The sequence below is a fragment of the Duganella sp. 3397 genome, assembly GCF_031456625.1.
GTDB lineage: Bacteria > Pseudomonadota > Gammaproteobacteria > Burkholderiales > Burkholderiaceae_D > Rugamonas > Rugamonas phyllosphaerae.
Map to the genome: position 1 here is coordinate 90,468 of NZ_JAVDVB010000005.1, position 15,221 is coordinate 105,688.

The 15,221-nt window shown below is 65.7% G+C and carries 11 protein-coding genes; 5 read left to right on the plus strand and 6 right to left on the minus strand.

What is annotated here, in order from left to right:
- Positions 1 to 12 precede the first annotated feature (12 nt).
- The 4 genes from J2X54_RS16875 to J2X54_RS16890 form a co-directional block, all read right to left on the minus strand.
- A complete protein-coding gene (locus J2X54_RS16875; RefSeq protein WP_310182177.1) occupies positions 13 to 1,299 on the minus strand; it encodes a cytochrome c in 1,287 nt (428 codons plus the stop codon).
- An 88-nt stretch (positions 1,300 to 1,387) separates the two neighbouring features.
- Positions 1,388 to 2,101, minus strand: a complete 714-nt coding sequence (locus J2X54_RS16880) for a c-type cytochrome (RefSeq protein WP_404990931.1) — start codon at positions 2,099 to 2,101, stop codon at positions 1,388 to 1,390.
- A gap of 149 nt (positions 2,102 to 2,250) precedes the next feature.
- Positions 2,251 to 2,865 carry a 3'-5' exonuclease gene (locus J2X54_RS16885; RefSeq protein WP_310182890.1) on the minus strand — a complete coding sequence of 205 codons (615 nt, stop codon included), beginning with the start codon at positions 2,863 to 2,865 and terminating at the stop codon, positions 2,251 to 2,253.
- Positions 2,866 to 2,953: 88 nt separating this feature from the next.
- On the minus strand, positions 2,954 to 3,439 hold the full coding sequence (locus J2X54_RS16890; RefSeq protein ID WP_070247915.1) for a ProQ/FINO family protein: 486 nt from the start codon (positions 3,437 to 3,439) through the stop codon (positions 2,954 to 2,956).
- A gap of 388 nt (positions 3,440 to 3,827) precedes the next feature.
- Here J2X54_RS16890 and rpoD point away from each other — a divergent pair, with 388 nt between their 5' ends.
- From rpoD to map, 5 genes are all read left to right on the plus strand, one after another.
- Positions 3,828 to 6,302, plus strand: coding sequence for an RNA polymerase sigma factor RpoD (gene rpoD / locus J2X54_RS16895; RefSeq protein WP_070247913.1), 2,475 nt, complete (start codon positions 3,828 to 3,830; stop codon positions 6,300 to 6,302).
- Positions 6,303 to 6,396: 94 nt separating this feature from the next.
- Positions 6,397 to 7,602, plus strand: coding sequence for a PQQ-dependent sugar dehydrogenase (locus tag J2X54_RS16900; RefSeq protein ID WP_310182178.1), 1,206 nt, complete (start codon positions 6,397 to 6,399; stop codon positions 7,600 to 7,602).
- Positions 7,599 to 8,153 (plus strand): GNAT family N-acetyltransferase, encoded by a 555-nt coding sequence (locus J2X54_RS16905; protein ID WP_310182179.1) that lies wholly within the window; start codon positions 7,599 to 7,601, stop codon positions 8,151 to 8,153. The genes J2X54_RS16900 and J2X54_RS16905 overlap by 4 nt, the downstream gene beginning before the upstream one ends.
- 71 nt (positions 8,154 to 8,224) lie before the next feature.
- The gene (locus J2X54_RS16910; RefSeq protein WP_070247909.1) at positions 8,225 to 8,437 is read left to right on the plus strand and encodes a ParD-like family protein; all 213 of its coding nucleotides are present in this window, start codon (positions 8,225 to 8,227) and stop codon (positions 8,435 to 8,437) included.
- Complete coding sequence (gene map, locus J2X54_RS16915; protein WP_310182180.1) at positions 8,434 to 9,195, plus strand: type I methionyl aminopeptidase; 762 nt, start codon at positions 8,434 to 8,436, stop codon at positions 9,193 to 9,195. The genes J2X54_RS16910 and map overlap by 4 nt, the downstream gene beginning before the upstream one ends.
- Before the next feature lie 14 nt (positions 9,196 to 9,209).
- On the opposite strand, the gene J2X54_RS16920 is transcribed toward map, so the two are convergent.
- Both J2X54_RS16920 and ppc read right to left on the minus strand, forming a co-directional pair.
- Positions 9,210 to 12,263, minus strand: coding sequence for a two-component regulator propeller domain-containing protein (locus J2X54_RS16920; RefSeq protein ID WP_310182181.1), 3,054 nt, complete (start codon positions 12,261 to 12,263; stop codon positions 9,210 to 9,212).
- A 96-nt stretch (positions 12,264 to 12,359) separates the two neighbouring features.
- Complete coding sequence (gene ppc, locus J2X54_RS16925; RefSeq protein ID WP_310182182.1) at positions 12,360 to 15,197, minus strand: phosphoenolpyruvate carboxylase; 2,838 nt, start codon at positions 15,195 to 15,197, stop codon at positions 12,360 to 12,362.
- Positions 15,198 to 15,221: the final 24 nt, after the last annotated feature.

Consider the following 15,221-nt stretch of genomic DNA (forward strand, 5'->3'; position numbering starts at 1 on the left):
TGACGGTTCTGTTCACTGGTCGAGCGGCACCGCCCGGTACCGGTTGACCTCGCTGGCCGTGACCGGCGCGGCGTTGTTGCCCCAGGCGCTGCGCAAGTACGACACCAGTTGCGCCACCTCCGCGTCGCTGAGCACGTGGCCGAACGGCGGCATGCCGTAAGGACGCCGATTGCCGGCCGTTGCCGGCGCGAAGCCACCGTTGAGCACGATACGGATGGCATTGACCGCCGGGTCCTGGCTCAGCGCGCGGTTGCCCGCCAGCGCAGGATAATGCGGCGCCTGCCCGGCGCCGTTCTCGCCATGACATTCTACGCACTGCTGCCGATACAACCGGGCCCCCGCGGCCAGGAAGGCATCTGCCTGCGCATTGACGTCACGCTGGTAGGGTGGCGCCGGCGCGGCCGCAGGCAGACTGCGCAGGTACTGCGCCATGGCATTGATATCGGCGTCGTCCAAGTGTTGCAGGCTGGCGCGCACCACCTCGGCCATCGGCCCGGAGGCGGTGGCGTGCGGCGACACGCCGGTTTTCAGAAAGGCCGCCAGGTCCTCCTGCGACCAGGCCGGCTTGCCCGCGCCTGGTCCGAAGGTGAGCGCCGGCGCATACCAGCCCGGGCCATCGAGCATGCCGCCTGACAAATTCGCCCCTTCGGCCCCCAGTGCGTTGCGCGGGCTATGGCAGGCGCTGCAATGCCCCAGGCCCTGCACCAGGTAGGCGCCCCGGTTCCAGTCCATCGCTTGCGCGGTATCGACGCGGTACACGCCGGGCCGGAAGTACAGCGCGCGCCAGGCCGCCAGCGCCCATTGCTGGTTGTACGGAAAGCGCAAGTTGTGCGGCGCGCTTTGCTGGCGCACGGCAGGCAGCGAACGCAGCCAGGCGTACAGCGCATCGGCGTCGTCGCGCGCGAGGTGGGTGTAGCTGGTGTACGGGAAGGCCGGATACAACAGGCGACCGTCCTTGCCCTTGCCGTGATGCAGCGCGCGCCAGAAATCGTCGGCGTTCCAGCTGCCGATGCCGGTGGCCACGTCGGGCGTGATATTGGGCGTGACAATTTCGCCGAAGCCGGTGCGGATGATCCGGCCGCCCGCATACGGCGCGCCGCCGCGCACCGTGTGGCAGGCCATGCAGTCGCCAGCCTGCGCCAGGTAGGCGCCTCGGGAAACGCGCTGCGCCGGGGCAGGGACGGCGGTGCTGGCAGGTGGCGGCCCGGCATCGTCACCTGGCGTCCACAGCCAGGCACCAAGCATCAGCAGAGCCGCTGCAATGATCAAGGCTGCCAAGGCGTACAGTATTTTTTTCATGGCGCCGTCCTCGAAGCGAGCCCGCCACCAGGCAGCGGCACGGGCGCGCCTGCCGGCAGCAACGACATCAACGCAGCTAAAGTCTTGCTCATGGCGTCACCTGCTGGTCCAGGCCGCCGCAGCGCAATGGCAGCGGCGCCGGCAATGACTGCGCAGCGGCAGGGCGCGCGGCCGCATCGGGTGCTTGCTGGCTGAGCCAGCCCGATAGCGCTGCCACATCGTCTGCCGCCAGGCGGCCGGCGATGTCGGCCATGCAGTCGGGCGCGGCGGCGCGGCGGGTGCCGCTGCGCCAGGCGCCGAACTGGGCGTTGATGTAATCGCTGGGCAGGCCCAGCAGGCCGGGGATGGCCGGCGCCACGCCACCGAGTGCCGCGCCGTGGCAGCTGACGCAGGCCGGAATCTTGCGGCTGGCGTCGCCGTGCAGCACCAGTTGCCGGCCGCGTGCCAGCGCTCCCGCACCGGCGTTGGCGCCGCTGCCCGGCGCGGCCGGCGGATAGACCGGGTGTTGCGCGGCGAAGAATTCGGCGATCTCGCGCAGGTACTCGTCGGACAGCTGGGCGACCATGTAGGTCATCATCGGGTAATTGCGGCGGCCATCGCGAAAGTTCAGCAACTGGTTATACAGGTAGCCGGCCGGCTTGCCGGCGATGCGCGGAAAATAGGCGTCGCGCCGTTCTTCGACGGCATGGCAGGCGATGCAGGCCGCCACGCGCTGTTGCAAGGTGTCGGGCGGGGCAGCCCATGTGGGCGCGGCCAGGCTCAGGCTGGCGCTGGCAAGCATCAAGCGTGCAAGTGATCGCAATTCAGTCACCGGTCTCCTCCTGGTGGATCGCCTTCGAACGAGGCTGTCGGTTCAGGATATACCGATGTTGCCAAAAGATATAGTGGACAGAACGTCCCAGCGGCGCATCCGTCAGGTATTGCCGGCTGCGCCGTTGGCAGGAAGCGCGATCAGGTGCCGGGGCTCGCGGCAGGCTTGAGTGGACGCGGCAGCTTGACGGCTTTCAGCGGCTTGAGCTGGCCGCCAGTAGCCAGCCATTGCCGATACACGCGCAGCGCCACCTGGGCGTCGTCGGCAGCGTACAGCAACTGGCTGCTGGAAAGGCGCGGCAGGGACCAGTTGGTGGTGGAGATTTTTTTCGATTTTTGCAGCTTCTGGCCAAAGAATTTGGCCACTGCGGTCTTGGCGCCGAGGTCGTTGCGCTGGCCCGGGGTGCGCAGCGCCACCGACAGGTCCACCACGCCGCCGCAGCGGATCGCCAGCTTGGCGTGCAGGCGCTTGACGTCATCGGATAAACCAAAGCCGACCTTGAGCGGCGCAGCCGGTTCCAGTATCGCCTGCAGGACCGCCAGCGTGGCGTCGTCGGTGCGGCTGCCGACCTGGAACAGGTAAGCCTTGCTATCGGTGGCGAACTGGATCAGGTGCGGGCCGGTGGACACTTCGCCCTTGGTAAATGTCGGTTTCGATTCGGTATCGAAGCCGATCGCATCGCAGGCCAGCAGGGCGTCGCGCGCTGCCAGCGCCTGCTCCGGGGTTTTCACCAGCAGCACGTCCTCCAGCAACAAGCCGCCGTACGGCGGCAACTGTTCCTCCACCGCAGCAGCAGCAGAGGGCACACGCGGTGCACGGGGCGACACGTCCAAGGAATGAACCTTATTTGCGCGAGAATTTCGCGGTCAGCTGGTTGAGCTTGTCAACGCGGACACGGGCGGCTTCTTCGGCAGCGGCAGCTTCGCGCTCGGCCTTCTTGCGGTCGGCCTCTTTCTTGAAGCGTTCCTGCAAGACCTGGGTGGCGTGGGCGCGGTGGGTGTCGGTGACTTCGGCGCCGGGCGTGCCGTCGAGGTCGTGACGCACCTTGGCTTTTTCCATGACCTTCAGGTAGCGCAGCGAGCCGGTGTGGATGCCCAGCGCGGTCCGCATGATTTTGCGGTTCAGGTCGGGCATCACCGCCAGGATCTGCTTGTCGATACCGATCGACAGCGGCATGAAGTCGCGGAAAGCGGGGAATTGGGTTTGCAGTTGCTTGAGCAAGCTGCGCGGCGTCATGGCATCAGCGACGACAGCGGCGGCGGCCGGAGTGGTGGTGTCCGCTTCGGTGGCTGCAGGTGGAGTGGTAAGGCTAGTGTTCATCGACATCATAGGTTAAGCAACAATCGTCATCGTATCATGCGGCCCTGCGGAATGCAGTGCCTTTTCGACCAGCGTGACAATTTGCTCAGTGGGTTCTGTTGGTTAAAGAGTGGTAAGCGCCAGGGCGTATTACTGCGGCCAGGTGCGTTCGACGGCAAAAATGTGTATAATGTCCGACTCACCAGCGTGCAATGACACAGTTGGTAAAGCTACACAGAGTTGGAAGCAGGTTAGAAACACGCTAAAAACAAGCCCGTAGTTGCAAGCGGGCTTTTTTTATTCCGCAGGATTATCGTCAGCTAAATTACAACATTTCATCGATGCGCCCCGCTCAGTGCGGCTGGTGCGTGCTATGGCTTTTGTAATCCGCAGGCGGCTTCGCATCGAGAGATTTTTAATGACAAAAACGCCGAAAACTTTAACGTTGTCCGTCAAGACCGCCCGCGCCGGCTCCGCCCCGCTGGTTGTGCCGAAGACGACTCTATCTTATGTCATCGATAATGCGCAAGAGGCAGCGAGCAAAGTAACGGTAGTCAAAAAGAAAACGCGTCTGAGTTCCGCAACGGTCGAGCCGGTGGCGACCATGTCCGCCGCTGCCGACACCGATGCGCCAGCGCGTACCGTCAAGCTGGCGCGCAAGCCCGGCGACGCCGGCGATGCCGCCGAAACCGCAGCGCCAGTGGTGCGCACCGCGCCGAAATCGAAGCTGGTCAAGGCCGCCAAGGAACCGGCGCCGGTGGTCATTGCCACCGGCGGCACCACCGTCAGCCAGGTGACTGATGCTGCCACGCTCGCTTCGATCGACACCTCGGGCTACTTGCTGCCGAGCGTGAAGGTGCCGGGCCGCCGTGGTCGCAAGCCATCGGAATTCACCCCCGAGAACGACGAAGTGGCGGCGCTGAACGCGGTCGAACGTGCCGAACTGAAGGCCGTGTCGAAGGCGCGCGAGCGCAAGGCCAAGGGCGGCGCCGAGCTGCTGGGCCTGGACACCAAGAGCACCGCCGAAGAACTCGAGCGTCGCCGCGCCCAGATCAAGAACCTGATCAACATGGGCAAGGAGCGCGGCTTCCTCACCTACGCCGAGATCAACGACCAACTGCCGGAAAACATCATCGATCCTGAAGCGATCGAGGGCATCATTGCCACGTTCAACGACATGGGCATCGCCATCTACGAGCGCGCGCCGGATGCTGAATCGTTGTTGTTAAGCGACAGTGTCGCCACCGTCACGTCCGACGACGAGGTGGAGGCGGCTGCCGCCACCGCCCTGTCCACGGTCGATTCCGACTTCGGCCGCACCACCGACCCGGTCCGCATGTACATGCGCGAAATGGGCGCGGTAGCGCTGCTCACCCGCGAAGGCGAGATCGAAATCGCCAAGCGTATCGAAGGCGGCCTGAAGGACATGATCCAGGCCATCTCGGCCTGCCCGACCACCATCGCCGAAATCCTGGCCCTGGCTGCCAAGATCGACGCCGACGAAATGAAGGTCGACGACGTGGTGGACGGCTTTGTCGACGCCAACGAGTCGGCCCCGGCGCCGGTGGTGGCCGCGCCTGCCGCCTCGGATGACGACGAGGAAGAAGAACTGGAAGTGGAAGAAGAGGAAGAAACCGACGGCGCTGCCGGCGGCGGTGCTGCCGGCTTCTCCACCGAGCAACTGGCGCAGCTGAAAAAATCGGCGCTGGAAAAGTTCGCCCACATCGAAAGCCAGTTCGAAAAAATGCGCAAGGCCGCTGGCGGCTACGGCTCCAAGGCCTATGTCACTGCGCAGGAAACCATTTCGGCCGAATTGCTGGGCATCCGCTTTACCGCCAAGGTCGTCGAAAAGCTGTGCGACACCCTGCGCGGCCAGATGGAAGAAGTGCGCTCGATCGAACGCGCCGTGCTCGACCTGTGCGTCAATCGCTGCGGCATGCCGCGCGCCCACTTCATCAAGGTCTTCCCGGGTAACGAGACGGACCTGGACTGGGTCGATGGCGAAGTCGATGCCGGCTACCCGTACAGCACCGTGCTGGGCCGTAACGTGCCGGCCGTAAAAGAGCTGCAAAAGAAAATGATCGACCTGCAAGTCCGCGTGGCCTTGCCGCTGGCCGACCTGCGCAAGATTAACAAGCAGATGGCCGCCGGCGAAAAACGCGCGCGCCAGGCCAAGCGCGAAATGACGGTGGCCAACTTGCGCCTGGTAATTTCGATCGCCAAGAAATACATCAACCGTGGCTTGCAGTTCCTCGACCTGATCCAGGAAGGCAATATCGGCCTGCTGAAGGCGGTGGACAAGTTCGAATACCGTCGCGGCTACAAGTTCTCGACGTACGCCACCTGGTGGATCCGTCAGGCCATTACGCGTTCGATCGCCGACATGGCCCGCACCATCCGCGTGCCGGTGCACATGATCGAGACCATCAACAAGATGAACCGCATCTCGCGCCAGATCATGCAGGAAACCGGCAGCGAGCCGGACCTGGCCACCTTGGCGCTGAAGATGGAAATGCCGGAAAACAAGGTGCGCGAAATCATGAAGATCGCCAAAGAGCCGATCTCGATGGAAACCCCGATGGGCGAGGACGGCGATTCGCAGCTGGGCGACTTCATCGAAGACAACACGACCTTGGCGCCGCTGGACGCCGCGCTGCACGCGTCGATGCGCAACGTCATCAAGGAAGTGCTCGATTCGCTGACCCCGCGCGAAGCCAAGGTGCTGCGCATGCGTTATGGCGTGGAAATGTCGAACGACCACACGCTGGAAGAAGTGGGCAAGCAGTTCGACGTCACCCGCGAACGGATTCGCCAGATCGAAGCGAAGGCCATGAGCAAGCTGCGTCAGCCGTCGCGTTCGGACAAGCTGAAAACCTTCCTGACCCAGAACTAAGGTTGGAGGCTGCGGCCTGCCGCCCTGGAATGCCGTCCCGCACGCTAGCTGGACGGCATTTTTTTTATCTTGATTTCAAGCTACAATTGCTTGAATGAAAACACTCAATTTCTCCAAGTCCAGCTGGTCTGCGCTGGCAGTGTCAACTGTTTTGATGGCCGGCGCCCATGCCGCCGACACCTGCGGCGACTTCAAGCGCCTCGACGTCACCACGCCCGACGGCTTTAAATTCCCGCGCGGCATACAGCCGCTGAGCAATGGCGAACTGGTCGTAGTCGACATGCGTAACTGGGAACCGAAGCAGGGTCGCGTGTGGCTGCTCAAGCCCGATGGCGCGGGCCACTACGAGCAGGTGCTGCTGCTCAAGGCCCTGGACCGGCCCAACGGCATCGTGCTCGGCCCCGATGGCTTGCTGTACCTGGGCCTGGTGGGGCGCATCGTGCGCTTCGATCCGAAGAACCCGGAGGCCACGCTGATGGATGTCATCGGCGGCAAGTCGGACGTGGCGCCGTTGCCCGGCAAGGGGCGCCACCTGCTCACCAATATGCGCTTCGACGCGCGCGGCGATTTATACGTCAATGTGGGCTCCGCTACCGACCATTGCGAGGGCGAGAACGGCACGGCGCCGGCGGCCGACAAGCCCTGTGCCGAAGCCGAGGGGCCGCAGGCGCTGGGCGTGATCCGCAAGTACAAGCTGCTGTGGCCGATGGCCATGGTCAAGTCCTGGGAAAACTATGCGACCGGCCTGCGCAACTCGATGGCGCTGGCTTTGCATCCCGTCAACGGCGCGCTGTGGCAGGGCGAAAACGGCCGCGACGCCATCCAGGCTGCGATGCCGAAGCTGGCCAACGACAACGACTTGCCGCACGACGAGCTGAACCTGGTCGAGCGCGGCGCCAACTACGGCTGGCCCTACTGCTACGACAACAATCTCGCCAGTCCCGAGTATCCGGCCAGGGATTGCAGCGCCTTCCGCGCGCCGGCGCGGCTGCTGCCGGCCCACGCGGCGCCGCTGGGCATGACGTTTTATACCGGCAGCCGTTTCCCGGCCGACTATCGCAACAGCCTGATCATCGGCTACCACGGTTACCGCGACCACGGCCACCGGCTGGTGGCGCTGATGCCCGACAGCAAAGGCGCACCGCTGGGCAAGTCGGTCGAGCTGATCGGCGGCTGGAACAGCAAGCCGGGGCAGGGCATGGGCGCCCCGGTCGATGTCAAGCAAGGGCCGGACGGCAATATCTATCTGGTGGAAGACCGCACCGGCCGCGTGGTGCGCTTGCAATACGACGCGCCATGAGCGGTCGTCCTGGCATCAGCGTGGCGGCCGAGGATCCGGAAACGGCGGACGCGGCGCTGCTGCTTGCCGAACTGTCGGATCAACTGCGCCTGATCACCGGCAGCAGCGGCCAGGCCTCGTTCGATGTCAACGACGTGCGTGGCGTGCGCGCCCGGTTCGTGGTCGCCCGCGACGGTGACGGCCAGCCGGTCGGCTGCGGCGCCCTGCGCCCGCTGGAGCACGACGTGGCCGAACTCAAGCGCATGTACTCGCGTCGCACGGCGCCCGGTATCGGCGCGGCGGTACTGGCGCACCTGGAAGCGCAGGCGCGGCAACTGGGCTACGCCGCGCTGCGCCTGGAAACGCGGGCCGTCAACGCCCGTGCGGTGGCGTTCTACGAGCGGCTCGGTTACGTCCGCATCGCCAATTTCGGCAAATACGTGGGCCGCCCCGAGGCCATGTGTTTCGAGAAAAGGCTGGCTTCGGTAGCCTGGCAGCCTGTCGGACTTTGGGAGTCAGAGCGAAAAGACCATGGTGGTCGACCAGGTGTTCCATTCGCTGTGCATGAATAGCGGCACCGGACACTCGCCGGAATATATGAATCGTATATAATTCGTATATTGAAAACATACGAGGATCGACCATGGGTATCGTCAACATCGACGAAGAACTGCACGACCAGCTGCGCAAGGCCAGCGCGGTCGGGTGCCGCTCCATCAACGCCCAGGCTACCTTCTGGATCAAGATGGGCATGCTGAGCGAAATGAACCCCACGCTGACCTTCAACGAATTGCTGGCGCGCGAGTTTCGCGCCGCCGGCGTGGAGGCGCAGGTGTTCCGGGAGACTGCCACATGATCAAGCGCCCCGAGGAAGTCGCCCTGATGGCGGAATCGGGCCGCCTGCTGGCTAGCGTCTTTACCCACCTGGACCGGGTCGATCTGATCGGCATGTCTACCATGGCCGTCAACGACCTGGTCGAGGACTTCATGGTCGAACAATTGCAGGCGCGGCCGGCCAGCAAGGGCCAGTACGACTACGCCTATGCGCTCAATGCCTCGCGCAACAGCGTGGTGTGCCACGGCGTGCCGTCCGCCACCGAGATCCTGCAGGATGGCGACATCGTCAACTTCGACATTACGCTGGAAAAGAACGGTTTTATTGCGGACTCCAGCAAGACGTACCTGGTCGGCCAGGTGTCGAGCGCCGCGAAAAAACTGGTGCAGGTGACGTACGAGGCGCTGTGGCATGGGATTCACGCGGTGCGCCCGGGTGCGCGGCTGGGCGACGTCGGCCACGCCATCGAACGGCACGCGCGGCGCCATCACTACACGGTGGTGCGCGAGTACTGCGGCCATGGTATCGGCCGCGAGATGCACGAGGAGCCGCAGGTGCTGCATTACGGTAAACCGCAGACAGGACTGGTCCTGCGCGAAGGCATGGTCTTCACCATCGAGCCGATGATCAACCAGGGCCGGCGCGACGTCCACACCGAAGACGATGGCTGGACCGTCGTGACCAGCGATGGCAAGCTGTCGGCGCAGTTCGAGCACACGGTGGCGGTCACCCGCACCGGCTTCCAGGTGCTCACTTTGCGCCCGGACGAGCGCAGGTAAGTGCTGCCCGGCGGCTAATGGGCCCCGTGCTGACGGGGTAATGTGAGCCGCAGTCTTGCGCCGCCGCCTTCGCGGTTGCCCACGTCGAGCGTGGCGCCGATACTGTCGGCGCGCTCGCGCATGCCCACCAGGCCCCAGTGGCCGCTTTCCCCGCGCTGCATGGCGTCCGCTGGCATCCCCTTGCCGTTATCGCTCACCAGCATGGTCAGGCCGCCGGACGTGTATTCCAGGTCCAGTTCGATCTCGGTCGCTTCCGCGTGGCGGAAGGCATTGCAGATGGCTTCGCGGCCGATGGCAAATACCTCGTCCTTGACCAGCGGCGCCAGTTGGCGCGGCGTGCCGCACACCAGCATCCGGAAGCTCGGCGGCAGGCCGGCCGCCAGCCGTTCGCCGTAGCGGTGCAGCGCCGCTTCCAGCGGTTCGTCGGCGCGGGCCGACGAGCGCAAGCCCATCACCTCGTCGCGTCCTTCGATCATCGCCTGTTCGATGTAGCCGATGCCGCGCTCCATGGCCGCGCGCGCCGGCAGCGACGGCGGTATCTGCGCCATCGCCGTGTGCATCATCAGCACCGTGCCTTGCGCCTCTTGCAGGAAGGTGTCGTGCAGGGCGCGGGCGATGCGTTCGCGCTCGTGCAGCCGCTCCAGGTGGCGCGCCTCGATCAGGCGCGCTACCTGCGCCAGGCGCCAGCGCCAGGCCAGCACCACCACCGCCAGCAGCACCAGCGCGCACAGCGCCTTGAACAGCAGGCTTTGCACGAAGGTCGGCGGGATCACCAGGTCGAGCGTGGCGCCGGCCGTGTTCCACACGCCGTCGCGGTTGGCGGCGATCACCTGGAAGTGGTAAGCGCCCGGTGGCAGGTTGGTGTAAAACGCTTCGCGGCGGTCGCCCGCATCCTGCCAGCTGTCGTCGAAGCCTTGCAGCCGGTAGCGAAAGCGCGCCCGCTGCGGCGCCGCCAGGCTTTGCGCGGTGAACGCGATGTGCACGTTGTTGGTCCCGCTGGGCAATGTCAACGGCGATCCAGGTGCGCGAGCTTTACCGTCGCTGCTCACGGAGCGGATATCGACCGCCGGCGGCATGGTGTCGCGGCCGATGGCGGCCGGGTTGACCAGCATGGCGCCGCCGGTGCCCGATACCCACAGCACGCCGTCGCTGGCCGCCACGATGGCGGGGAACGGGCCGGTCGGCTGGACGTTGCCGCCCACCCCGTCCTCGCTGCCCAGCAGTTCGGCATGGACCGGCGCCGCTGCGCCGTTGCGTACGAAGGCTTGCACCTGGTCGGCGCCAATGCGCACCACGCCGGCGTGCGTGCGCAGCCACAGGTCGCCGTTGGCGCTAGTGGTCAGGCCGCTCACGCCGCGCAGTTCGAGTCCGTCCGCCAGCCGCAATGCCGCCAGCCGCAATGCTGCCGCCTGCGTGCCGCGCGCAGTCTCGACCAGGCGCGCCACGCCCCGTTCGCCTGCCACCCACAGCTGGCCTGACCGCTCGACGATGGCCAGCACGTTGCCGATGCCCTCGCCATCGCCCGTTTCGACCAGGCGCACGGCGCCGTTGTCGATCAGCGCCAGGCGTCCGCCCTGGTAGCCGACCCACAGCCGGTTCTTGCTGTCGGCCAGCAGCGCCATGATGCGCGCCGGCGGCAAGCCGGGGTAGGGCGCGTCCCAGCGGCCGCTGGCCGGGTCGCGGCGCTGCAAGGGCTGGTTCAGAAATGCGGCCCACAGCACGCCGCCGGCGTCTTCGGTCAGGGCGTCCACCCGGGCGTCGGCGCCGCCGTCGAGCACGGGCGCGGCGATCATGGTGCGCTGCGCATCGTCGGCGCGCCAGATGCCGCCCCAGCCACCGAGCCACAAGCGGCCGTCGCGTCCGCGCGCAGAACTCCAGAACGCTGGTCCCGCCGGTCCGTGGCGCACGCCATCGCGGCCGGTCAGCCAGGAGCGGGCGTCATCGCTCACCCAGACTAGACCTTGACCCTGGCCCTGGTCGGCCGCCGCCAGCGCCGGCGTGACGATGGCAGGCAGGTTGCGCGCAGCCGGCGGCAGCGGCGCCACGCGGTTGGGGCGGAACTGGTCGAGGCCTGCGACGGTGCCGACCCAGATGGTGCCGTCGCGATCTTCGTAAAAGGTTTGCGGGTTCATGCCGGACAGGCCGCGATCGTAGGCCAACTGCTGGCGCGGGTCGCCGACCTGGCCCAGGTCACCGGGCGCCACGCGCTCGACATGGGTCTCGCTCATCAGCCACATGGCGCCCTGGCGGTCGAACCACATGCCGCTGCCGGGCAGTTCCGGCTTCGGTGGTCGGGTGGTTGCCGCCCCGGTCGTGGACAGGCGGTAGTGGGCATCGCTGCCGTTCGACACCCACACCGTGCCATCGGGCGCGGCGGCCAGCGACGTCAATTCGATATCGGCCGGACTGGCCACCTGGAAGCGCGCCTCGCCCTTGCGCCGGTAGTACACCTTGCGCGCGCTCGATACCCACTGGGTGCCGGCGCGGTCGAACAGCACCTGGTAAATGGTCGCAGCGGGCGCGAAGCCGGCTTCAACCCCCACCCGCACCCAGCGGTCGTGGCGGCTGTCGAGCCAGGCCAGGCCGCCGGCCGTGGTCACCCACGTCATGCCGTCCGGCGATACCGTAAAACTGTGGGTGGCACCCGGTGGAAAACCCTGTTCGGCGCCGTAGTGGCGCACGCGGTTGCCGAGGAAGGCGCTGGCGCCGCCGAAGCGGTAGCCTACCCACAAGGTGCCGTCGGGCGCGGTATGCAGCGGCAGCACGATGGACGAGCGCAGCGCGTGGCCGTTGATGGCGTCGTGCCGCTCGAAGCGCACGCCGTCGAAGCGATACAGCCCGGTGGGCGTGGAGATCCACAGCCAGCCGTCGAGGGTCTGGGTGATGGCCTGGATTTGCGTGGGCGCGCCCTGTGCGGCGGTCCAGGCGCGGTGCGCGTACAGGTGCGCCAGGGCGGCGGAGGTGGTAGCGGTGGCAGGTGCGGAAGGAGTGGAAGAAAATGCCGGCGGGGATGCCGCCAGCATCAGCAGGCAGGTTATAGCAGCGATCCAGCACGAGAAGAATTTCATGGGCGCAAGGATACCGGTTTTTACGTAAACTTGCCTCAATACACACAGCCCCTCCCGAACGGGAAGGGCTTACCTGGTTTACCTTGCTTACCTGGCTCAGCCGGTGTTGCGCAAGCCCGCCGCCACACCGTTGATCGACAGGTGGATGCCGCGATGCACGCGCTCGTCGGTCTTGGCCTCGGTGGTCAACGCGCGGTGGCGCTTGATCAGTTCCACCTGCAAGTGGTTGAGCGGATCGATGTAGGCGATGCGGTTCTGGATAGACCGCGCCAAGAGCGGGTTGTTGATCAGCCTTTCCTCGGCGCCGGTGATGCGCTGCAGGATGGTCAGCGTGTTCGCATGCTCTTCGGTGATGCGCCTGAAGATACGGTCACGCAGCTCCTTGTCCGCTACCAGTTCGGCGTAGCGCGAGGCAATCGCCAGGTCGGTCTTGGCCAGCACCATGTCCATGTTCGACAGCAGGGTGGCGAAGAACGGCCATTCGCGCGCCATGACCTGCAGCTGCACCAGGCGCTGTTCCTGTTCAGCGCCGCCGTCGGCCACCCACGCGCCGATGGCGCTGCCAAAGCCGTACCAGCCCGGTAGCAGCAGGCGGCACTGGCCCCACGAGAAGCCCCACGGGATGGCCCGCAGGTCCTCGATGCGCTTGGTCGACTTGCGCGAGGCCGGACGCGAACCGAGGTTGAGCTCCGCGATCTCGGCGATCGGCGTGGCGCTGAAGAAGTAGTCGGTAAAGCCCGGGGTTTCATAGACCAGGTTGCGGTAGGCCTTGTAGGCGCGGTCGGAAATCTCCGCCATCACGGTCTCGAACTGCTGCAACTGCGCCACGTGGGCCGCATCTGCCGGTTGCGGCAGCAGGCTCGCTTCCAGCGTGGCGGCTACCAGCAGCTCCAGGTTGCGGCGGCCGATGTCCTTGTTCGAGAATTTCGACGCGATGATCTCGCCCTGTTCGGTCAGGCGAATCTGGCCGTTGACGGTGCCATGCGGCTGCGCCAGGATGGCCTCGTACGACGGACCGCCGCCGCGGCCGACGGTGCCGCCCCGGCCATGGAACAGGCGCAGCTTCACGCCGGCGTTGGCGAACACGGTGACCAGGTGGGTTTCTGCCTTGTACAGCTCCCAGGTGGACGTGAGGAAGCCGCCGTCCTTGTTGGAGTCCGAGTAGCCGAGCATGACTTCCTGGATCTGGCCCTGCTTGGCGATCAGCGCTTTCACCAGCGGGATCGCCATTACCGCTTCCATGATGCCGGCCGCGCGTTGCAGGTCGGGGATGGTTTCGAACAGCGGAATGACCATCAGGTCCAGTTCCTGTTCGGTCACGCGCAGCAGGCCCATTTCCTTTTGCAGCAGCAGCACTTCCAGCAGGTCGGAGACGGTCTCGGTGTGCGAGATGATGTAGTTGCGGATCGCGCGGGCGCCGTAGCGGCTGCGGATCTCGCGCGCGGCGCGCAGCACGCCCAGCTCCGATTGCGTTTCGTCCGAATAGGCGATGTACGGCGACGACAGCAGGCGCGCCTGGGACAGTTCGGCCAGGAGCAGCGCGACCTTGGCGTCTTCGTCCAGGGCCGAGTAATCGGCTTCGGCGCCGGCCTTGGCGAACAGTTCGGACAGCACGCGCTCGTGCACGTCCGACGACTGGCGCATGTCGAGCGAAGCGAGATGGAAGCCGAAGATGTCGGCGGCGCGCTTGAGCGTGGACAGGCGCGGGCGCACCAGTACGGCACCGTGATGCGCTTCGAGCGACTCGACCATCACCTGCAGGTCGGCCGAGAATTCGGCGGCATTCGCGTACGGCTCGGCATGGCCCACTTCCTTGCGCAGGATATTGGTCGCGCCCAGCGCACGGGCGGTACTGGCCAGGCGCGCGTACACGCCGATCAGGGCGCGCCGGTACGGTTCGTCGGCGCGGTGGTCGGAGGTATCGGGCGACTGGTCGGCCAGCGCCTGCAGCGCCGGCGAGCAGCCGATCATCAACGTGGAAAGCGACAGCTCGGCGCCCAGCGTGTGTGCTTCTTCCAGATAGAAATCGAGGATGGTGGTGGCCTGGCGCGTGAGCGCGTGCTGCATGGTGCCGCCGTTGACGTTCGGGTTGCCATCGCGGTCGCCGCCGATCCAGCTGCCCATCTGTACATAAGGCGCGTCGATAGTCCTGGTATCGGCTTCACCGTAGTGGCTGGCGATGTCGCCTTCGATGTCGTCGTACAGGCCCGGCAGTTCGCGCAGGAAGGTGATGCGGTAGTAGGACAGGGCGTTTTCGATTTCGTCGGCCACGGTCAGCTTGGTGTAGCGCAGCATGCGGGTTTGCCACAGCGTGGCCACGCGCGCGCGCAGCAGGTGCAGGTTGGCCGCATCTTCCTTCGGCGTCAGCGGCTGGTCGCGCTGGGCCAGCAGGCGCGCGATATCGTGCTCGGCGTCGAGGATCGATTTGCGCTGCACCTCGGTCGGGTGGGCGGTGAGCACCGGCGCGATCAGGGCGTCCTGGAAGAAGGTTTCGACGGTGTCGCGTTCGACGCCGGCGTCTTTCAGCTTGGCCAGCGCGTAGCTGACGCTGCCCTTCTGGGCGTCGGAGCCGGCCAGCTGGTGGGCGCGGCGGCGGCGGATGTGGTGCTGGTCCTCGGCGATATTGGCCAGGTGCGAGAAATACGAGAACGCGCGCACGACGGTAATGGTCTGCTCGCGCGTGAGGATTTTCAGCATGCCGTCGAGTTCATTGGCGGCGGCCGTGTCGTCCTCGCGGCGGAAGCGCACGGCGGTCTGGCGGATGGTTTCGACCACGGCGAACACTTCTTCGCCTTCCTGATCGCGCAGCACGTCGCCGAGCAGGCGGCCGAGCAGGCGGATATCTTCTTTCAGCGGCGCGTCTTTATCGGCGCCGGTTTGTTCGGGAATATTTTCAGCTTGGAAGTCGTCAGTTGCACTAAATTGGTTTGCCATGAGTTATGCCGCAAAGAAATAAAA

What these genes read in the sequence shown, in the direction of transcription:
- rpoD (WP_070247913.1), top strand. Translation starts at nt 3,828, where the DNA reads ATGACAAAAACGCCGAAAACTTTAACGTTGTCCGTCAAGACCGCCCGC.
- map (WP_310182180.1), top strand. Translation starts at nt 8,434, where the DNA reads ATGATCAAGCGCCCCGAGGAAGTCGCCCTGATGGCGGAATCGGGCCGC.
- J2X54_RS16900 (WP_310182178.1), top strand. Translation starts at nt 6,397, where the DNA reads ATGAAAACACTCAATTTCTCCAAGTCCAGCTGGTCTGCGCTGGCAGTG.
- J2X54_RS16890 (WP_070247915.1), bottom strand. Translation starts at nt 3,439, where the DNA reads ATGATGTCGATGAACACTAGCCTTACCACTCCACCTGCAGCCACCGAA.
- J2X54_RS16875 (WP_310182177.1), bottom strand. Translation starts at nt 1,299, where the DNA reads ATGAAAAAAATACTGTACGCCTTGGCAGCCTTGATCATTGCAGCGGCT.
- J2X54_RS16920 (WP_310182181.1), bottom strand. Translation starts at nt 12,263, where the DNA reads ATGAAATTCTTCTCGTGCTGGATCGCTGCTATAACCTGCCTGCTGATG.
- J2X54_RS16905 (WP_310182179.1), top strand. Translation starts at nt 7,599, where the DNA reads ATGAGCGGTCGTCCTGGCATCAGCGTGGCGGCCGAGGATCCGGAAACG.
- ppc (WP_310182182.1), bottom strand. Translation starts at nt 15,197, where the DNA reads ATGGCAAACCAATTTAGTGCAACTGACGACTTCCAAGCTGAAAATATT.
- J2X54_RS16910 (WP_070247909.1), top strand. Translation starts at nt 8,225, where the DNA reads ATGGGTATCGTCAACATCGACGAAGAACTGCACGACCAGCTGCGCAAG.